Consider the following 20088-nt stretch of genomic DNA (forward strand, 5'->3'; position numbering starts at 1 on the left):
CTTCGCCGCCTGACCCGGCGGGAGGTTGTGCAGAAGTTTGGGGGGTAGATCCGTCCGGCGCCCCGCACCGAGCTTGCGGGGCTGTTTGTGTGTGCGGGGCACCGGAGGAGCTTGGGGGCGCCTTCCTCCCGCTGGGGAAATTCAAGAGTGAATTCCCCTAGTTGGAAAGGCGCGTGCGGCTGATTACTTCAGACCGATCTTGTCGCAGGCCGCCTTGTACTGCGCGGTGCAGATGTCGGCCACCGTGTAGACGCCGTCCTTGATGACGGTGTCCTTGATGTTGTCCTTGGTCAGCGCGGTGACGGGCACCAGGACCGAGGGGACCTGCTTGGTGGTCGGGCTGTCGACCTTGTCCTTGGCGACGGAGTCGAGCGACTTGCCCTGGGCGAGGTCCACGGCCATCTCGGCGGCGGCGGCTGCCTCCGGGGCGTACGGCTTGTAGACGCTCATGTACTGCTCACCGGCGACGATGCGCTGGACACCCGCGAGCTCCGCGTCCTGGCCGGTGACCGGGATGTTGGAGATGCCGGCGGCCTTGAGGGCGGTGATGATACCGCCGGCCATGCCGTCGTTGGCGGAGTAGACGCCGATGATGTTCTGCTTGCCCAGAGCGGAGATGGCGCCCTCCATGTTGGAGTTGGCGTTCTCCGGCTTCCACTCCTTGGTGTCGTACTCCTTGCCGACGTTCACCTTGCCGTCGAGCACCTCGTGGGCGCCCTTCTTGAACTGCGCGGCGTTCGGGTCGGTGGAGGAACCGTTCATCATGACGATCTTGCCGGACTTGGCCTTGGAGCCCAGGGCCTTCAGCAGGGCCTCGCCCTGGGTCTTGCCGACCGTCTCGTTGTCGAACGAGGTGTACGCGTCGATCGGGCCCTGCGCCAGGCGGTCGTAGGCGACGACCGGGATGCCGGCGTCCTTGGCCTTCTGCACCGAGTTCTTGATGGCCGCGGCGTCCACCGAGTCGACGATCAGCACGTCCACCTTGTTGGTGATCATGGTGTCGACCTGCTGGTTCTGCAGCGTGGCGTCCTGCTTGGCGTTGGCGTAGACGACCTTGCCCTTGCCGCCCGTGAGCTCCTGGACCTTCTTCTCGATCAAGGGCTTGTCGAACTTCTCGTAGCGGGCGGTCTGGTTCTCCGGCAGGAGCAGACCGACCGTGATCGCGTCGCCCTTCTTGGGGCCGGACGACTTGGAGGAGCCGCCACCGGACTGCTTGGCGCTGCCGCAGGCGGCGAGCGAGACGGCCATGGCACCAGCAGCAACGGCGAAGGCCGCACGACGCATACGCATGTTCACTTCAGAAACCTCCCTGACGAGGCCGCGTCGTTGCGGCCGAGGTGGCTGGAAGTCAACTCGGCCACACGTGCGACGTCAAGAAGTAAATCCTTAACGAGATGGCAACGGTGCCATCCGTTCTCTAAGTGAAGGCAGGGGCGGCCACGGGCAGAGAACCGTCCAAAAGTGTCGAATCACCCATCTCGCTGAGGGCGAGGGCGAGCGCTCCGAGCACCTCGGCGCGACCGCCAAGTGCCCCCGGGAGAACGGACAGTTGGCGCGCCGCGCTGGGGATGGCGTAGCGGCCGACGGACTCCCTGATCGGCCCGAGCACCAGCTCACCGGCCTCGGCGAGATCACCGCCGAGGACCACCCGGCTCGGGTTGAGGAGATTGCAGAGATTGGCCACTCCACTGCCGATGTGGCGGCCGACGTCGGCGATCACCCGACGGCAGCCCGGGTCTCCGTCCCTGGCCAGCCGTACGACGCCTTCCATGGTGAGGTCGGGGCCGTGGCTGGGCTGGAGCAGCGGGAGCACATAGCGCGCGGCCGCGAACGTCTCCAGGCAGCCGCGGTTCCCGCAACGGCAGACCGGGCCGGATTCGTCGAGTGTAATATGACCGATTTCTCCGGCCGTGCCGCCCGGCCCGCGGTAGATCTTCCCGTCGATCACCAGACCGGCGCCGACACCGCTCGCGACCTTGATGTACGCCAGGTCCCGGACGCCCTTGCCGCTGCCCCAGACCAGCTCGCCGAGGGCGCCGAGGTTGGCGTCGTTGTCCACGTGCACGGGCACGCCGAGCCGCTCGCGCAGCTCCTCGGCGGGCTTGGTGCCGCCCCAGCCGGGCAGGATCGCGGTGGACCCCAGGGTGCCCGACTCCACGTCGATCGGGCCGGGCACGCCGAGTCCCACGCCGGCCACCTTGGACCGGTTCACGCCCGTGGCCGCGATCAGGCGGCTGACCAGCTCCTCCGCCCGGTCGAAGCCCTGGGCCGCGGACGCGTCGACGTCCAGCGGCTCGGCCTCCTCGGCCAGCACCTGGTGGGCGAGGTTCCCGATCGCGACGCGCAGATGGGTGTGCCCGAAGTCGACACCGATCACGATCCCGGCGTCCCCGCTCAGGCTGACGCTGCGGGCCCGCCGCCCGCCCGCCGACGTGGGCGTGACCTCGACGGTTCCGCCGTCCTTCAGCTCCCGCACGATGTTGGAGACGGTCGCGGCGGACAGACCGGTCGTCCGCGCGATCTCCGCCTGCGTGAGGGATCCGGCAAGGCGCACGGCCCGTACGACCCGCTCCAGGTTGGCTCGGTGCAGCGACGACTGCGACCCTGGAGTCTCCACGACGACCTCCTGAGCGCGGGGCCGCTTCGGCGAGGCCCCGCGTATGTCCAACTAGTGAACTCTAAGCTGAGCCGTTCGGGGTGTCTTACGTCAAGAGGTTGAACCGTTTCCGGGTGCCCGGACACACGTGCGCACACCGCCCGGAAGCCCGGAACGGTGTGCGCACGGACGCTCGCGGAGCGTCCCGTTACTTCAGTGTGGCCGAGGTCAGGCCCGCCTGCACCTGGCGCTGGAAGGACAGGTAGACGACCAGCATCGGGATCATCGCAATGGTCACACCCGCGAACAGAACCGGCAGGTCGGAGGCGTATCCCTGCTGCTGTTGCAGCTGGATCAGACCCTGGGTGAGGACGTAGCGCTCGGGGTCGGAGCCGCTCTGCGGCTGCATGAGCACCGTGGGCAGGATGAACTGGTTCCACTGGCCCAGGGTGTTGAAGATCCCCACGCTGATCAGGCCCGGCTTCGCCATCGGCAGCATCACCTGGAAGAAGGTCCGGGTGTGCGAGGCGCCGTCCAGGATCGCCGCCTCGAAGACCGCCGTGGGCAGGGTCCGGAAGAAGGCGTGCATGAAGAACACCGTGAACGGCATCGAGTAGGCGACGTAGACCAGGATCAGGCCCTGGTAGGTGTTCAGCATGTCCAGCCGCTTGACCATGAAGAACAGCGGGACGAGGGCCAGGAACACCGGGAACATGGCGCCGGCGACGAAGAAGTAGTACAGCAGCCGGTTGCCCCAGAACCGGTACCGGGCCAGCACGTACGCCGCCATCGAGCCGAACAGCATGGTCAGCGGCACGGAGAACACCAGGACGATCACGGTGTTCAGGAAGTAGTCCCCGATGCCCTTGTTCCAGGCCCGCCGGAAGACGCCGAAGGACCAGTCGTGCGGCCAGCCGAAGGCGGAGCCGCCGATCTGCGCGTCGGTCTTGAAGGAGCTGAGCACCAGCCACAGCAGCGGCAGCACGATCAGCAGCGCCCACAGGGCGAGGAACCCGTGCGAGAAGACGTTCAGTACGACGCCCTCGCCGCGCCGGTCACCCGGCCGCGCGGGCACCTTCGTCACGGGCCCCTCGGCCGGAGCGGGGGCGGTCTCCTTGAGTGCAGTCATCGTTACTCCCGCTCAGAACTCGATGCGCTCACGGCGGGTGGCGCGCAGCGTGACCACGGACAGGACCAGGGTGAGCAGCAGCATGACCACGCCCATCGCACAGGCGTAGCCGCTCTTGCCGTAGTAGAGGAAGTTGCGCATCATCACGGTCGCCATCACATCGCTGTGATGGTCGGGGCCCCCGCCGTACGCGCCCATGCTCTGGGTCATGGAGGACACCAGCACGAACATGTCCATGGCGACGATGCCGAGGTAGACCCAGGCGGTCTGCACGGTGTCCCACAGCAGCGGCAGGGTGATGCGGAAGAAGGACTGGTTGCGGCTCGCGCCGTCGATCAGCGCGGCCTCGTAGATGTCCCTCGGGATGGACTGCATGGCGGCCGAGAACAGCACCAGATAGAAGCCCACGCCCTGCCAGATCACGGCCACCATCAGCGCCCAGAGCACCAGGCTCGGCTCGTTGAGCCATTCGATCGGGTTGCCGGCGTCGACCAGGCCAATCTTGATCAGCGCGCCGTTGAGCAGACCGCCGCCGTCACTGCGGTACACCGCGTTGAACAGCACGGCGAGGATGGCCAGCGACAGCACCTGCGGGAAGAAGTACACGATCTTGTAGAACTTCGACCCCGCGACGCCCTGCACCCCGCCGGCCCTGCTGCGTCCGCCCGCGTTCAGCATGAAGGCGAAGAACAGGGCGAGCAGGATCGTGATCACCGGGATGAAGATCAGGAAGAGGATGTTGTGCCAGATCGCCTCCAGGAACACATCGTCCTGGAACAGCGCCTTGTAGTTGTCCAGACCGACGAAGCCGAAGGTCTGCGACTGCCCCTTCCAGTCGGTCAGTGAATAGCCGAACGTCTGGATGTACGGCCAGATCACGAAGATCAGATAAAGCACCACGGGAACGAAGAGAAACCCCGCGACGAACCGGTACTGCCCTTTGCGCATACCTGCCCCTGAAATTTCCGGTCAGCACCAACGCCCCGGAAGGGGCGCGGGGAACTGCGCGACAAGCCACAGCGGACCTGCACGCGCAATACCACCGCACCCCTACGGCGCCAAGGCGAATCTACTCGTGCCGGTTCTTCTTCGACGCCGGGTCCTTGGCCTGCTTGTCCACCGCCGCCTGACACCTCTTCAGCCATTCCTTCGGCTGAATACGCTTCGCCATGAGCTCATTGGACGCGTTCTGGATCGCCGTGTCCATCTCGCTGTACCAGTCGGGGTACAGATAGCGGAAGGTGTTGGAGCCGGCTGCCTTGGAGGCCTCCACCGTCGACTGCGTACCGGGCCGCAGCTTCACACTCGGATCCACACCGTCCTGCAGAATCGTCAGCGAGTTCGCCTCCTTGGCGAACAGCGTCGCCCACTCCTTGGACAGCATCCGCCGCATGAACTCCTGGGCACCGGGCAGGTTGGCCGCCTTCGCCGGGATGATGAACGGCTCACCGGAGCCGGCCCGGATCGCCTCGAACGGCATCTTGCTGCCGGGCAGCAGCGGCATCGGCAGGAACTTCATGTCGAAGTCCGTCGGCGTCTGCTTCAGCTGCTCGTTCTCCAGCCAGGAACCGCAGGTGATGAACGCGGCCTTGTACTGGTTCCACCGGGTCTGCGACTCGGTGTGGGTCAGGCCGTTGGTGCCGGGCATCAACAGGCCCTTCTCGACGACCTCGTAGATCGCCTCGATGCCCGCCTGGGCCGCGTCGGAGCCGACGAACGCCTTCGGGTCGAGGTTGTCGATCGCCTTGACGGCGTCGATCCCGCCCTTCTTGGCGATCATGTCCATGATGGCGACGTTGATGTAGTACGGGTACTTGCCCTGGTGGGCGAGGCCGCCGATGCCCTGCTTCTTGGCGTCCTGGCAGATGGCGAGGAAGTCGTCCCAGGTCTTCGGCGGCGTCCAGCCCTTCTGCTTGAAGAGCTTGCCGGAGTACCACAGGCCCCACACCGTGTAGATGTAGTTGAGGGCGACGACCTTGCCCTCCTGGATGCCCGGGTCGAGGGTGCCGGGGATCAGGGTGTCCCGGACCTTCTTGCCCGGGTCGTCGACCGAGGGCGCGTCCAGGACCGCGGAGAGGTCGAGCAGCGAACCGTTCTTGTAGAGGACGTCGACCTTGATCTGCTGGGCGCCGGAGTCGTCCACGACGTCCGGCGGGTTGCCGGCGTTGAAGCGCGGCTGCAGCTTGCCGGTGATCTCCTGGGTGCCGGTGTGGGTCGAGGTGATGCCGAGCTTCTTGCTGAAGTCGGCCTCCCACGCCTTGGCGTAGTCGTCGCCGTATCCGCCCTTGAAGACGACGACATCGAGTTTGCTGCCGCTCTTGGCGCCGAAGGGGTTGTCCTTGGTCGCCTTTCCCTTGGTGTTGCCCTCGTCCGCGTTGGTGCCGCCGCCGCCGCTCGCGCAGGCGGACAGCAGGCCCATCGCGGGGGCCGCCACCAGGCCGAGGGCGGCCGAACGCTTGATCAGATCGCGGCGGCCGACACCTTCGCCACCGTGGTGCGCAGTGGATCCCATGCTCAAGTCCTCGCTCTCTCCAGGACTCAGGCGGTGAACCGGATCCTCCCCGGCACCGCGGTCGGGTAGTGCAGGGTCGTGCGGGAAACGCCGACAGGTATAGTCCACTTCCCGCCAGCGGAGCAAGATCGAATGCAAGGTTCGCCATGGGTCTTTTCCGAGTTGAGACCTCGCGGAAATAAGAGGCCCCTGTGAAGCCCCTGGCGGAAAAACTCGCGACATAAGTGCCTGAATGCCACACCCAACACCCTTGACACCACCGGCCACTTGACGCACTACTGGTTCCTGCGCACCGAAGTTGACAACGTTGTCCAGAGCGGTCGCAGGAGGGGAATCCGTAGATGCAGCGGAGAACTCGGCACAGATGGGGTCCGGCGGTCGTCCTCACGGCCGCCTTTGTCATGGCCGCCGGTGCACAGGGCGCGGCGGTGGCCCTGCCCGCCAAGGCCCCGGCCGCCGCCCGGGAGTTCGCGTCCTCGTTCGAGCCGGGTGATCCGGCTCCGGACTGGCTGAATACCGTCGACACCGCACCGGACGGCACCAAGCGCGCCTCGGGTGTCGACGGCGGCTACAGCACCGGCATACCGGGCAATGTGAACGACCATGTCACCGAGGTCCGGGCGAGCGGCGAGAACACGGGCGCGGGCGAGGTCAAGGAGAACCTGGCCGACGGCGAGCCCGGCACCAAGTGGCTGACCTTCCAGCCCACCGGCTGGGTGGAGTTCGACCTCGACAGGCCCGTCAAGCTGGTGACGTACGCGCTGACCTCGGCCAACGACTACGCCGAGCGCGACCCCAGGGACTGGGCGCTGCTCGGCTCCACCGACGGCAAGGACTGGAAGACGGTCGACAGCCGCGCGGGCGAGACCTTCTCCGAGCGCTTCCAGACCAAGTCCTACGACCTGGCCGAGCCCGCCGAGTACCAGCACTTCCGGCTGGAGGTCACGAAGAACAACGGCGCCTCGGGCATCCTGCAGCTCGCCGATGTGCAGTTCTCCACCGGCGGCGGGGGCGGCTCGGTGCCGCAGGACATGCTGACGCTGGTCGACAAGGGCCCGACCGCCTCGCCGACGGCCAAGGCACGGGTCGGGTTCACCGGCAAGAGGGCGCTGCGCTACGCCGGGCGGCACACGGCGGGCGGCCGGGCGTACTCGTACAACAAGGTCTTCGACGTGAACGTGAAGGTCGGCGGCGACACCCAGCTGTCGTACCGGATCTTCCCGCAGATGGCCGACGGCGACCGGGACTACGACGCCACCAACGTCTCCCTGGACCTGGCCTTCACCGACGGCACGTATCTGAGCGGTCTGGGCGCGCTGGACCAGCACGGGTTCCCGCTGTCGCCGCGCGGGCAGGGCGGGTCGAAGGCGCTGTACGTCAACCAGTGGAACAACGTGGTCGCGCGGATCGGTGCGGTGGCGGCCGGCCGGACGGTCGACCGGATCCTGGTGGCGTACGACTCCCCCGCGGGGCCGGCGAAGTTCCGGGGCTGGATCGACGACGTGTCGCTGAAACCGGTTCCGCCGGAGAAACCGAAGGCGCATCTGTCGGACTACGCGCTGACCACGCGCGGCACCAACTCCAGCGGCAGCTTCTCGCGCGGCAACAACTTCCCGGCGACCGCCCTGCCGCACGGCTTCAACTTCTGGACGCCGGTGACCAACGCGTCGTCGCTGAGCTGGCTCTACGAGTACGCACGTGCGAACAACGACGACAACCTGCCCACGATCCAGGCGTTCAGCGCGAGTCATGAGCCGAGCCCGTGGATGGGTGACCGGCAGACCTTCCAGGTGATGCCGTCGGCCGCGTCCGGCACCCCGGACACCGGGCGCGAGGCGCGCGCGCTGCCGTTCCGGCACGAGAACGAGACCGCGCGGCCGTACTACTACGGGGTCCGTTTCGAAAACGGTCTCAAGGCCGAGATGACCCCGACCGACCACGCGGCCGTGCTGCGCTTCACCTACCCCGGCGACGACGCGAGCGTGCTGTTCGACAACGTCACCGAGCAGGCCGGGCTGACGCTGGACCAGGAGCACGGGGTCGTCACCGGTTACTCGGACGTGAAGTCGGGGCTGTCGACCGGCGCGACCCGCCTCTTCGTGTACGGCGAGTTCGACAAGCCGGTGACGGACGGCGGATCGAGCGGGGTGAAGGGCTACCTGCGCTTCGACGCGGGCGCGGACCACACCGTCACGCTGCGCCTGGCGACCTCGCTGATCAGCATCGACCAGGCGAAGGACAACCTGCGCCAGGAGATCCCGGACGGCACCTCCTTCGACACGGTGAAGGAGCGGGCGCAGCGCACCTGGGACGACCTGCTCGGCAAGGTCGAGGTGGAGGGGGCGACCCCGGACCAGCTGACCACGCTGTACTCCGGCATGTACCGGCTGTACCTGTACCCGAACTCGGGCTTCGAGAAGGTGGGTGACAAGGACCAGTACGCCTCCCCCTTCTCCCCCATGCCGAGCCAGGACACCCCGACCCACACCGGCGCGAAGATCGTGGACGGCAAGGTGTACGTCAACAACGGCTTCTGGGACACCTACCGGACCACGTGGCCGGCGTACTCCTTCCTCACCCCGTCCCAGGCGGGCGAGATGGTCGACGGCTTCGTGCAGCAGTACAAGGACGGCGGCTGGACCTCGCGCTGGTCCTCGCCGGGGTACGCCGACCTGATGACCGGCACCTCCTCGGACGTGGCGTTCGCCGACGCTTATGTGAAGGGCGTGAAGTTCGACGCGAAGGCGGCCTACGACGCGGCCCTGAAGAACGCGACCGTGGTGCCGCCGATGTCGGGCGTGGGCCGCAAGGGCATGAGCACCTCGCCGTTCCTCGGTTACACCAGCACCGCGACCGACGAGGGCCTGTCCTGGGCGATGGAGGGCTACGTCAACGACTACGGCATCGCGAGGATGGGCAAGGCCCTGTACGAGAAGACGGGCGAGAAGCACTACAAGGAGGAGTCCCAGTACTTCCTCAACCGCGCCCGGGACTATGTGAACCTCTTCGACCCCAAGGCGGGGGGTTTCTTCCAGGGCCGTGACGCCAAGGGCGACTGGCGGGTGGACTCCTCGGCGTACGACCCGCGCGTCTGGGGTTACGACTACACGGAGACGAACGGCTGGGGTTACGCCTTCAGCGTCCCGCAGGACAGCCGGGGCCTGGCCAACCTCTACGGCGGCCGGCAGGGCCTCGCCGAGAAGCTGGACGCGTTCTTCTCCACCCCGGAGACCGCTTCCCCGGACTACGTCGGCTCCTACGGCGGTGTCATACACGAGATGACCGAGGCACGGGACGTCCGGATGGGCATGCTCGGCCAGTCCAACCAGGTCGCGCACCACGTGGCGTACATGTACGACGCGGCCGGCGAGCCCTGGAAGACGCAGGCGGCGGTCCGGGAGATCCTCTCCCGGCTCTACCTCGGCAGCGAGATCGGGCAGGGCTACCACGGCGACGAGGACAACGGCGAGCAGTCGGGCTGGTACCTGTTCTCCGCGCTGGGCTTCTACCCGCTGGTGATGGGCAGCGGCGAGTACGCGATCGGCTCGCCGTTGTTCAAGAAGGTCACCGTGCACCTGGAGAACGGCCGCGACCTGGTGATCAAGGCGCCCGGCAACAGCGCGAGGAACGTGTACGTCCAGGGCGTGACGTTCAACGGCCGTCGCTGGACGTCGACTTCGCTGCCCCACTCGCTGCTGTCCAGGGGCGGGGTGCTGCAGTTCTCCATGGGCGCCGAGCCGTCGGCCTGGGGCACGGGCGAGAACGCCGCCCCCGTCTCCATCACCCGGGACGACAAGGTGCCGGCGCCCCGCTCGGACGTCCTGAAGGGGGACGGCCCGCTCTTCGACGACACCTCGGCGACGGACGCCACGGTCACCTCGGTGGATCTGCCGGTGGGCGGGGCGGTGAGGCCGGTCCAGTACACGCTGACCTCCTCGACGGACCACACCCGGGCGCCGACCGGCTGGACCCTCCAGGGCTCCACGGACGGCACCACCTGGCAGACCCTGGACCACCGCTCCGGGGAGTCGTTCACCTGGGACCGCCAGACCCGGGCGTTCACCATCGCCGCGCCGGGCACGTACCCGAAGTACCGGCTGGTCCTGGACGGCGAGTCGACCCTGGCGGAGGTGGAGCTGCTGGCCTGACCACGTCGTCCCGCGGTCGGACAGGCGGTGGGGCGGTGGCCCGGCAGGGATCCAACCCCTCCTGGGCCACCGATTTCTCGGTCCCTCGCCCTCGCGCCCGGACCGCGCACCATCAGGCGCACGAGCCGCAGGGGCGCCAACGGGCCCCAGCCGTAACACACGTGGTCGCGTGCGCCCGCCAGGCCGCGCCGGGGATCACCCGGTCGGGCTATCCGAAGTCGGTTGACATCGTTGTCGGTTCGGGCGGTAGAGTCATGTGCAGACCATAAGACAACGTTGTCGCACATTGTGGTCCACCTCACAGACCGCTCCTCACCCGGTCGGGTACCCACACCCCCCTCACCCGCCCGGCTCGCGGACCCGGTGCACATGAACACCGGGTCCGCCCAGAGCTGTTCGCGGCCCGCGCGCCGATTTTTCTCACCCGCCCCGGGACCGCCGTCCGCGCTCGCGACCAGGGAGGATGTGCGCCGATCGGGGCGGAATGAGTGTCCGGCTCGCGGACAGGCCATAGCCACCCGCTGAACCCGGTGCTACAAATGCCGCATGTCGGACATGACTGACCGACGCAGACGTCTCCCCTGGCGCTCCGTGATCGGCAAGAGCCCCCGAAGCGTCGCCGGGCAGGTCTTCGTCCTGCAGGTGGCGCTGGTCGCGGTGCTCGTCGTCTGCGGCGTCCTCGCCCTCGTCCTGCAGTCGCAGCGGGACACCGGCAGCGAGGCCAGGCGCCGGTCCATAGCCGTCGCCCAGACCTTCGCGCACTCCCCCGGGATCCTGCAGGCGCTGAAGACGCCGCAGCCGTCCAAGATCCTCCAGCCGCTCACGGAGAGGGCCCGCAAGTCGGCGGGCGTCGACTTCATCGTGGTCATGGACACCCACGGCATCCGCTACACCCACCCGATTCCGAGCAAGATCGGCCACCGGTTCGTGGGCACGATCGGGCCGTCGCTGGCCGGCAAGGTGTACACCGAGAGCGTCCACGGCCCGCTGGGCCACGAGGAACAGGCGACCGTTCCGATCGACGACACCCGCGGCAAGGTCGTCGCTCTCGTCTCCGCCGGGCTGAAGGTCAAGAACGTCACCAGCGAGGTGCACCGGCAGCTGCCGCTCATCCTGGCCTCGGGGGCCGTGGCGCTCGTGCTGTCGACCGGGGGCACGGCGCTGGTGGGCAGGCGGCTGCGGAGGCAGACCCACAGCCTGGCCCCGGACGAGATGACCCGCATGTACGAGCACCACGACACGGTGCTGCACTCGGTGCGGGAAGGCGTGCTCATCGTCGGTGCCGACGAGCGGCTGCTGCTGGTCAACGACGAGGCCAGGCGGCTCCTCGACCTGCCCGCCGAGGCCGAGGGCCGGCCGGTCTCCACGCTCTCGGGCCTGGAGCCGGAGATCGTGGAGCTGCTCGTCTCCGGGCGCGAGGCCACCGATGAGGTGCTGTTCGCCGGGGAACGGCTGCTGGCGGTCAACCAGCGGCCCACGGACCGGGCCGGATGCCCCGGAGGGACCGTGGTGACCCTCCGGGACTCCACCGAGCTCCAGGCACTGTCCGGACGCGCGGACGTCGCCAGGGAGCGGCTCAAGCTGCTGTACGACGCCGGTCTGGGCATCGGCAGCAGCCTCGACGTGACCCGTACGGCGGACGAGCTGGCGCGGATCGCCGTGCCGCGCTTCGCCGACTTCGTCACCGTGGACCTGGCCGACGCCGTGCTGCGCGGCGAGGAGCCGGCCGCCACCGCGACCGACATGCGGCGCATCGCCGTCCACGGCATCCGGGACGACCATCCCTTCTACGAGAAGGACCGGCTGATCGACTTCCTGCCGTCCACGCCCCAGGCACGGGGCTACGGCACCGGCCACTCGGAGCTGGTGACCGACCTGTCCGCCGTACGGGACTGGCAGGCGCAGGATCCCCGGCGCGCCCGGGAGCTCCTCGACTACGGCATCCAGTCGCTCATCGTCGCCCCGATCCGGGCCCGCGGTGTGGTGCTGGGCACGGCGACCTTCTGGCGCGCCAAGCGGGAGCTCTTCGAGGAGGAGGACCTGTCGCTGGCGGAGGAGCTGGTGGCGCGCGCCGCGGTCAGCATCGACAACGCCCGCCGGTACGCCCGTGAGCACGCGCTGGCGGTCACCCTGCAGCGCAGTCTGCTGCCGCGGGCGCTGCCCGAGCAGAGCGCCCTGGATGTCGGTTACCGCTATCTGCCCGCGCAGTCGGGGGTCAGCGGGGACTGGTTCGACGTGATCCCGCTGCCGGGGAGCCGGGTGGCGCTGGTCGTCGGCGACGTGGTCGGCCACGGCCTGCACGCGGCCGCCACCATGGGACGGCTGCGCACCGCGGTGCACAACTTCGCCGCCCTCGACCTGCCGCCCGACGAGCTGCTGGGCCACCTGGACGACCTGGTCGGCCGCATCGACACGGACGAGGCCGGTGCGGACGCGGCCGGGATCGCCGGCGCGACCTGTCTGTACGCGATCTACGACCCGGTGACGCGCCGCTGCACCATGGCGCGGGCGGGACACCTGGCACCGGCGCTGGTCCACCCCGACGGCAGCGCCACCTTCGCCGACGTACCGGCCGGGCCCCCGCTCGGCATCGGGGGCATGCCGTTCCAGACGGCGGAGCTCCAGCTGGCCGAGGGCACCGAGCTCGTGCTGTACACCGACGGTCTCATCGAGGACCGGGCCCGGGACCTGGACGAAGGCATGGAGCTGCTGCGGCAGGCCCTGGCGGGCCATCCCGGACGGGCACCGGACGAGAGCTGCCAGGCGGTGCTGGACGAGCTGCTGCCCGAGCGGCCCACGGACGACGTGGCGCTGCTCGTCGCGCGCACCCAGGCCCTGACCCCCGACCGGGTCGCCGTGTGGGACGTGCCCCCCGACCCGGCGGCCGTGGCGGACATGCGCCTGGCCGTGTCCGCGAAACTGGACGAGTGGGGCCTCACCGAGCTGGGCTTCGCCACGGAACTCGTGCTCAGCGAGTTGATCACCAACGCCATCCGCTACGGCGGCGAGCCGATCCGGGTGCGGCTGATCCGTGACCGCACGCTGATCTGCGAGGTGGCCGACGGCAGCAACACCTCCCCCCACCTGCGGTACGCCGCGACCACCGACGAGGGCGGCCGTGGGCTGTTCCTGGTGTCGCAGATGACCGAGCGCTGGGGCGTGCGGTACAGCCCTCAGGGCAAGGTGATCTGGGCGGAGCAGGCACTGCCGTAGGGCACGGCCGGTTCTCCGGGCAGCGCCTCGGCGACGGGGAGCCCGATACGGAACCGGTGCGGCCCGGCGCGCTGTGGACGTCGATACGACCCCGGTGCGCCCCGGTGATCGCCACCACCGCCGCGAGGCCCAGTCCCGGGCCGCCCTCGCCGAGGCCCAGTCCCGAGCCGCCCTCGCCGAGGCCCGTGCAGGTGCGGGAGGGAGCGGCGCGGGTGACGGGGCCGGAGACCGCGGGGAGCAGGTCGTGCGGAAACCCGGGCCGTCGTCGCGACGCGGACGGTGTGCCGGCCGGCCGTGGTCTCGAGAGCGACGGTGACCGTCGTACCGGGCGGGGTGTGCACACGGGCGTTGACGAGCGGCGCGGTCACCGCCTGCTTGAGGTGCGGGTGGTCCCCTACGGTCAACACCGCTGATTCAACTTGCAGTTGGCGCCGCCGGACGTGGTCCGCTCCGCGCGTGCGGGGGTCCGCCACCGCCTCCGCGACCACCGCCGCGAGGTCCACCTCGGCGCCGTGGAGGGACCGGCCCGCGTCCAGCCGTGCGAGCAGGAGCAGGTCCTCGACGAGACCCGTCATCCGGGCCGACCCGGCCGTGATCCGGTGCCGGACCGCGTCGGGTGCGAGCCGGCTCATCGGCTCGGCACAGCCGGCGAGGGAGGCGAGCGGGGTGCGCGGTTCATGACCGGCGTCGGCGATGAAACGGCGCATCCGCTCCTCGCCGCGGCGGCGTTCGGCGCGCGCGGCCTCGGCCTGGTCGATCATGCGGTCGGGGGCGGCGCCCCCCTGGCCGGCCTCGGTGCCGGGGCCGGCTTCGGGTGCGCCGAGCTGGGCGAGTCCGGTGGGGCGGTCCACTTCGAGCGATGCGGTGCCGATCCGCTGAGGGAAGGCTGTGTTACGGCCGGGCCGCGGTGGTGACCTGGCCGCGGCACGGACGGCGAAGGGCCGCACCCCCGGCAGACGGGGATGCGGCCCTGAACCGCCGGTCCTGCCGCTTACTTGCGGATCAGGTTGCGCAGCACGTACTGCATGATGCCGCCGTTGCGGTAGTAGTCGGCCTCACCGGGCGTGTCGATGCGGACGACCGCGTCGAACTCGACACCGGTGTCGGTGGTGACCTTGACCGTGCGAGGCGTGGTGCCGTCGTTCAGCTCGGTCACGCCGGAGATGGAGAAGGTCTCCTCGCCGGTCAGGCCGAGGGAGGCGGCCGAGGCGCCCTCCGGGAACTGCAGCGGCAGCACGCCCATGCCGATGAGGTTGGAGCGGTGGATGCGCTCGTACGACTCGGCGATGACGGCCTTCACACCGAGCAGCGCGGTGCCCTTGGCCGCCCAGTCGCGGGACGAACCGGAGCCGTACTCCTTGCCGGCCAGGACGACCAGCGGGATGCCCTGCTCGATGTAGTTGCGGGAGGCGTCGTAGATGAAGGAGACCGGGCCGCCCTCCTGCGTGAAGTCACGCGTGTAGCCGCCCTCGGTGCCCGGCGCGATCTGGTTGCGCAGGCGGATGTTGGCGAACGTACCGCGGATCATGACCTCGTGGTTGCCGCGGCGGGAGCCGTAGCTGTTGAAGTCGCGGCGCTCGACGCCGTGCTCCGTGAGGTACTGGCCGGCCGGGGTGTCGGCCTTGATCGCACCGGCCGGGGAGATGTGGTCGGTGGTGACCGAGTCGCCGAGCTTGGCGAGCACGCGGGCGCCGGTGATGTCCTCGACCGGGGCCGGCTCCATGCCCATGCCCTCGAAGTACGGGGGCTTGCGGACGTAGGTGGACTCGGCGTCCCACTCGAAGGTGTTGCCGGTCGGGACCGGGAGCGACTGCCACTGGGCGTCACCGGCGAAGACGTCCTGGTAGGACTTGGCGAACATGTCCTCGCCGATGGCGCTCGCGACGACGTCGTTGACCTCGGCCTCGGTCGGCCAGATGTCCTTCAGGTAGACCGGGTTGCCGTCCTGGTCGGTGCCCAGGGCGTCACGGGTGATGTCCACCTTCATGGAGCCCGCGATGGCGTAGGCGACGACCAGCGGCGGGGACGCCAGGTAGTTCATCTTGACGTCGGGGTTGATGCGGCCCTCGAAGTTCCGGTTGCCGGACAGGACCGAGGTGACCGCGAGGTCGTGGTCGTTGACGGCCTTGGAGACCTCCTCCGGCAGCGGGCCGGAGTTGCCGATGCAGGTGGTGCAGCCGTAACCGACGAGGTTGAAGCCCAGCTTGTCCAGGTACGGGGTGAGGCCGGCCTTCTCGAAGTAGTCGGTGACGACCTTCGAGCCCGGGGCGAGGGTGGACTTGACCCACGGCTTGCGGGTCAGGCCCTTCTCGACCGCCTTCTTGGCGACCAGGGCGGCGCCGATCATGACGTACGGGTTGGAGGTGTTGGTGCAGGAGGTGATGGCCGCGACCGTCACCGCACCGTGGTCCAGCTCGTAGGTCGTGCCGTCGGGGGCGGTGACCGGAACCGGGTTGGACGGGAAGCCGTTGGGGTGGACGGCCGGGGCGTCGGAGGCCGGGAAGGACTCCTTGCCCGCCTCGTCGATGTCGTCCACGTAGTTGCGGACGTCCAGCTTGAACTGCTCGGCGGCGTTCGCGAGGACGATGCGGTCCTGCGGGCGCTTCGGGCCGGCGATGGACGGGACGACCGTGGACAGGTCCAGCTCGAGCTTCTCGGAGAAGTCCGGCTCGGCCTTCGGGTCCAGCCACAGGCCCTGCTGCTTGGCGTAGGCCTCGACCAGGGCGACCTGCTGGTCGCTGCGGCCGGTCAGGCGCAGGTAGTTCAGGGTCTCGTCGTCGATCGGGAAGATCGCGGCGGTGGAGCCGAACTCCGGCGACATGTTGCCGATGGTGGCGCGGTTGGCGAGGCTCGTGGCCGCCACACCCTCGCCGTAGAACTCGACGAACTTGCCGACCACACCGTGCTTGCGCAGCATCTCGGTGATGGTGAGCACGAGGTCCGTGGCGGTCGTGCCCGGCTGCAGCTCACCGGTGAGCTTGAAGCCGACGACGCGCGGGATGAGCATGGAGACCGGCTGGCCGAGCATGGCGGCCTCGGCCTCGATGCCGCCGACGCCCCAGCCGAGGACGCCGAGGCCGTTGACCATCGTGGTGTGCGAGTCGGTGCCGACCAGGGTGTCCGGGTAGGCCTTGCCGTCGCGGACCATGACCACGCGGGCCAGGTGCTCGATGTTGACCTGGTGGACGATGCCGGTGCCCGGGGGTACGACCTTGAACTCGTCGAAGGCGGTCTGGCCCCAGCGCAGGAACTGGTAGCGCTCCTTGTTGCGGCCGTACTCCAGCTCGACGTTCTGCTTGAAAGCGTCGTTGGTGCCGAACTTGTCGGCGATGACGGAGTGGTCGATGACCAGCTCGGCCGGGGCCAGCGGGTTGATCTTCGCCGGGTCGCCGCCGAGCTCCTTCACGGCCTCACGCATGGTCGCGAGGTCCACGACACAGGGCACGCCGGTGAAGTCCTGCATGATCACGCGGGCCGGCGTGAACTGGATCTCCTGGCTGGGCTGGGCCTGCGAGTCCCAGTTGCCGAGGGCGCGGATGTGGTCGGCGGTGATGTTCGCGCCGTCCTCCGTGCGGAGCAGGTTCTCCAGCAGCACCTTCAGGCTGTACGGAAGGCGAGCCGAGCCTTCCACCTTGTCCAGCCGGAAGATCTCGTACGACTCGTCGCCCACCTGCAGCGTGCTGCGGGCGTCGAAGCTGTTCGCCGACACGACAGTCTCCTTCATTGATGTGCGCGTACCACCGTCAATCCTGCCGCCACGCCGGTCTGGCCGATCCGCTAAGGTAAGGCTAAGTTAGGTAACCCTTAGTGGGGTGGCGGCTGCGGTGCGCCTGGCAGATATCTCGATGTCGAGATAACTCTAGTACATGACCGCTGGATGGTCATGCCCGAACCACCCCGGGCGCGGCCACCCCTCTTCGAGAAGTCCGCCTTCTCCGGTCATCAGTGCGCCAAACGGGGGTAATCGGACGGAGAGCCCGTCCGTCGTCGACATACCGGACAAACCGGTATCGCCGCTGGTCGACTGACGCGCCGTCACCCGAATGGACCCCCCGGTCGGGCGCCATCTCATATCTGAGATAACCTCAACCTCATGGCAGACGACTACCTCGTACGCATCGGCAAGCTCATCCGTGACGCCCGGCAACACCGGGGCTGGACACAGACGCAGCTCGCCGAGGCGCTCGGCACCAGTCAGAGCGCGGTCAATCGCATCGAGCGCGGGAACCAGAACATCAGCCTTGAGATGATCGCCCGCATCGGTGAGGCCCTGGACAGTGAGATCGTGTCGCTGGGGTACGCGGGACCGATGCATCTGCGCGTGGTCGGCGGTCGCCGTCTGTCCGGTGCCATCGATGTGAAGACGAGCAAGAACGCGTGCGTCGCACTGCTGTGCGCCTCGCTGCTCAACAAGGGGCGCACGGTGCTGCGCCGGGTGGCACGGATCGAGGAGGTGTACCGCCTGCTGGAGGTGCTCAACTCCATCGGCGTGCGCACCCGCTGGATCAACGACGGCGTCGACCTGGAACTGGTGCCGCCGGCCGAGCTGGAGATGGCGGCGATCGACGCGGAGGCCGCCGTACGCACCCGCTCGATCATCATGTTCTTCGGCCCGCTGCTGCACCGTATGGACCACTTCAAGTTGCCGTACGCCGGCGGCTGTGACCTCGGCACGCGGACCATCGAGCCGCACATGATCGCGTTGCGCCGGTTCGGTCTCGACATCGCGGCCACCGAGGGCCAGTACCACGCGCGGGTCGACCGCTCGGTCCGCCCCGACCGGCCGATCGTGCTGACCGAGCGCGGCGACACCGTGACCGAGAACGCGCTGCTGGCCGCCGCCCGGCACGACGGCGTGACGGTCATCCGCAACGCCTCCTCCAACTACATGGTCCAGGACCTGTGCTTCTTCCTGGAGGCCCTCGGCGTCCGGGTGGAGGGCATCGGGACCACCACGCTGACCGTGCACGGTGTGCCGAACATCGACGTCGACGTGGACTACTCCCCCTCCGAGGACCCGGTCGAGGCGATGAGCCTGCTGGCCGCCGCCGTGGTGACGGAGTCCGAACTGACCGTGCGGCGCGTCCCCATCGAGTTCCTGGAGATCGAGCTGGCGGTCCTGGAGGAGATGGGCCTCGACCACGACCGCAGCCCCGAGTACTTCGCGGACAACGGCCGTACGCGGCTGGTGGACCTCACCGTCCGCCCCTCCAAGCTCGAAGCGCCGATCGACAAGATCCACCCCATGCCCTTCCCGGGCCTGAACATCGACAACGTCCCGTTCTTCGCGGCGATCGCGGCCGTCGCGCAGGGCAAGACCCTCATCCACGACTGGGTCTACGACAACCGCGCGATCTACCTCACCGACCTCAACCGCCTGGGCGGACGCCTGCAGTTGCTGGACCCGCACCGGGTCCTGGTCGAGGGCCCCACCCGCTGGCGCGCCGCCGAGATGATGTGCCCGCCGGCCCTGCGCCCCGCCGTCGTCGTCCTGCTGGCCATGATGGCGGCCGAGGGCACGTCGGTGCTGCGCAACGTGTACGTCATCAACCGGGGTTACGAGGATCTCGCCGAGCGCCTGAACACCATCGGGGCGCAGATCGAGATCTTCCGGGACATCTAGGCCGGGCCGTCAGTCACCGTTCAGAGCGGCGGCGGCGGTGGCGCCGAGAACTGTTCTACGGGTCGGCACTTCCTTTGTCCCCTCTGGGAAGAACACGCGGATTCCCCAATCCGCGCGGATGACTGTGATCCCCCGACCGGCCGTACGGCCGATGTGCTGTCGCGCCACGGAGTGGTTCCGTGGCGCTGCGGAGAACGGGTCGCCGGGGGGTGGCGTGGGTCGTTCTCCGCAGCGGTGTCCCCGCGCCGGCCGGTCAGCCGAGGGACGCGGCGGACGGAACGACGACGCCGTACAGGTCCGCGATCGTCGCGAGCGCGCCGTGGTGCAGCTGCTCGGCGGACACCTCGGCGACGTCCGTCCTCAGCGAGCGGGTGGCGGTGGCGTCGGCGACCACCGTCGGCCGGTTGCCGCGCAGGAACGCGCCCTGGGCGGTGAAGGCGACGCACATGTGGGTCATGAAGCCGGCCAGGACCAGGTTCTCGTTCCCGGCCTCGTCCACCAGGTCCCCGAGGTCGGTGCCGTGGAAGGCGTTGGGCGCCTGCTTGGTGACGACCGGCTCGCCGTCGGCCGGGGCGACCTTCTTGTGGATCCGGCCCACTTCGGCGTCGAGGTCGTACGGGCTGCCCTCGCCGCCGTCGTGCTGGACATGGATGATCTTGGCACCCGCCTCGCGGGCCCTGGCCAGCAGATCCGCGGCGGCGTCGAGGGCGCCCTCCCAGCCGTCCAGCTCCATCACGCCCTGGGTGTAGGTGTTCTGGAGGTCGATCAGGACGACCGTCGAGTCCGCGAGCGACGCCGGGGTCTGGTCGAGGCCGCTGAGGTCACGCAGGGTTTTCGAAGGCACAACTGCCCCTTCTTGGGATGTTC

General features: G+C 68.8%; 11 protein-coding genes. 3 read left to right on the forward strand and 8 right to left on the reverse strand.

The features are described 5' to 3' along the window. Positions 1-183: 183 nt before the first annotated feature. The 5 genes from ABB07_RS08550 to ngcE form a co-directional block, all read right to left on the reverse strand. Entirely contained in the window at positions 184-1284 is a 1101-nt protein-coding gene (locus tag ABB07_RS08550; RefSeq protein WP_208903341.1) for a sugar ABC transporter substrate-binding protein, read from the reverse strand. Positions 1285-1417: 133 nt separating this feature from the next. After that, positions 1418-2617 (reverse strand): ROK family transcriptional regulator, encoded by a 1200-nt coding sequence (locus tag ABB07_RS08555; RefSeq protein ID WP_208898155.1) that lies wholly within the window; start codon positions 2615-2617, stop codon positions 1418-1420. A 187-nt stretch (positions 2618-2804) separates the two neighbouring features. Further along, the gene (locus ABB07_RS08560) at positions 2805-3725 is read right to left on the reverse strand and encodes a carbohydrate ABC transporter permease (protein ID WP_208898156.1); all 921 of its coding nucleotides are present in this window, start codon (positions 3723-3725) and stop codon (positions 2805-2807) included. 12 nt (positions 3726-3737) lie between these two features. After that, on the reverse strand, positions 3738-4673 hold the full coding sequence (locus ABB07_RS08565; protein WP_208898157.1) for a carbohydrate ABC transporter permease: 936 nt from the start codon (positions 4671-4673) through the stop codon (positions 3738-3740). Between the two features lie 121 nt (positions 4674-4794). Continuing rightward, complete coding sequence (gene ngcE, locus ABB07_RS08570) at positions 4795-6237, reverse strand: N-acetylglucosamine/diacetylchitobiose ABC transporter substrate-binding protein (protein WP_208898158.1); 1443 nt, start codon at positions 6235-6237, stop codon at positions 4795-4797. Positions 6238-6578: 341 nt separating this feature from the next. On the opposite strand from ngcE, the gene ABB07_RS08575 reads away from it, so the two are divergent. Then, positions 6579-10385 (forward strand): GH92 family glycosyl hydrolase, encoded by a 3807-nt coding sequence (locus ABB07_RS08575; RefSeq protein ID WP_244189274.1) that lies wholly within the window; start codon positions 6579-6581, stop codon positions 10383-10385. 546 nt (positions 10386-10931) lie between these two features. Continuing rightward, a complete protein-coding gene (locus ABB07_RS08580) occupies positions 10932-13598 on the forward strand; it encodes a SpoIIE family protein phosphatase (protein WP_208898159.1) in 2667 nt (888 codons plus the stop codon). Here ABB07_RS08580 and ABB07_RS08585 read toward each other — a convergent pair. Together ABB07_RS08585 and acnA are read right to left on the reverse strand one after the other, a co-directional pair. After that, entirely contained in the window at positions 13559-14449 is an 891-nt protein-coding gene (locus ABB07_RS08585; RefSeq protein ID WP_208898160.1) for a sensor histidine kinase, read from the reverse strand. The two genes, ABB07_RS08580 and ABB07_RS08585, sit on opposite strands and share 40 nt — an antisense overlap. Positions 14450-14589: 140 nt before the next feature. Beyond that, positions 14590-17307 carry an aconitate hydratase AcnA gene (gene acnA / locus ABB07_RS08590; RefSeq protein ID WP_279617384.1) on the reverse strand — a complete coding sequence of 906 codons (2718 nt, stop codon included), beginning with the start codon at positions 17305-17307 and terminating at the stop codon, positions 14590-14592. 384 nt (positions 17308-17691) lie between these two features. Here acnA and ABB07_RS08595 point away from each other — a divergent pair, with 384 nt between their 5' ends. Continuing rightward, a complete protein-coding gene (locus tag ABB07_RS08595) occupies positions 17692-19221 on the forward strand; it encodes a helix-turn-helix domain-containing protein (RefSeq protein WP_208898162.1) in 1530 nt (509 codons plus the stop codon). A gap of 253 nt (positions 19222-19474) precedes the next feature. On the opposite strand, the gene ABB07_RS08600 is transcribed toward ABB07_RS08595, so the two are convergent. Then, positions 19475-20065, reverse strand: coding sequence for a cysteine hydrolase family protein (locus tag ABB07_RS08600; RefSeq protein ID WP_208898163.1), 591 nt, complete (start codon positions 20063-20065; stop codon positions 19475-19477). Between the last annotated feature and the right edge of the window lie 23 nt (positions 20066-20088).

Origin of the sequence: Streptomyces incarnatus, from assembly GCF_001027185.1 — a bacterium.
In the GTDB taxonomy this organism is placed as follows: Bacteria; Actinomycetota; Actinomycetes; order Streptomycetales; family Streptomycetaceae; genus Streptomyces; species Streptomyces puniciscabiei.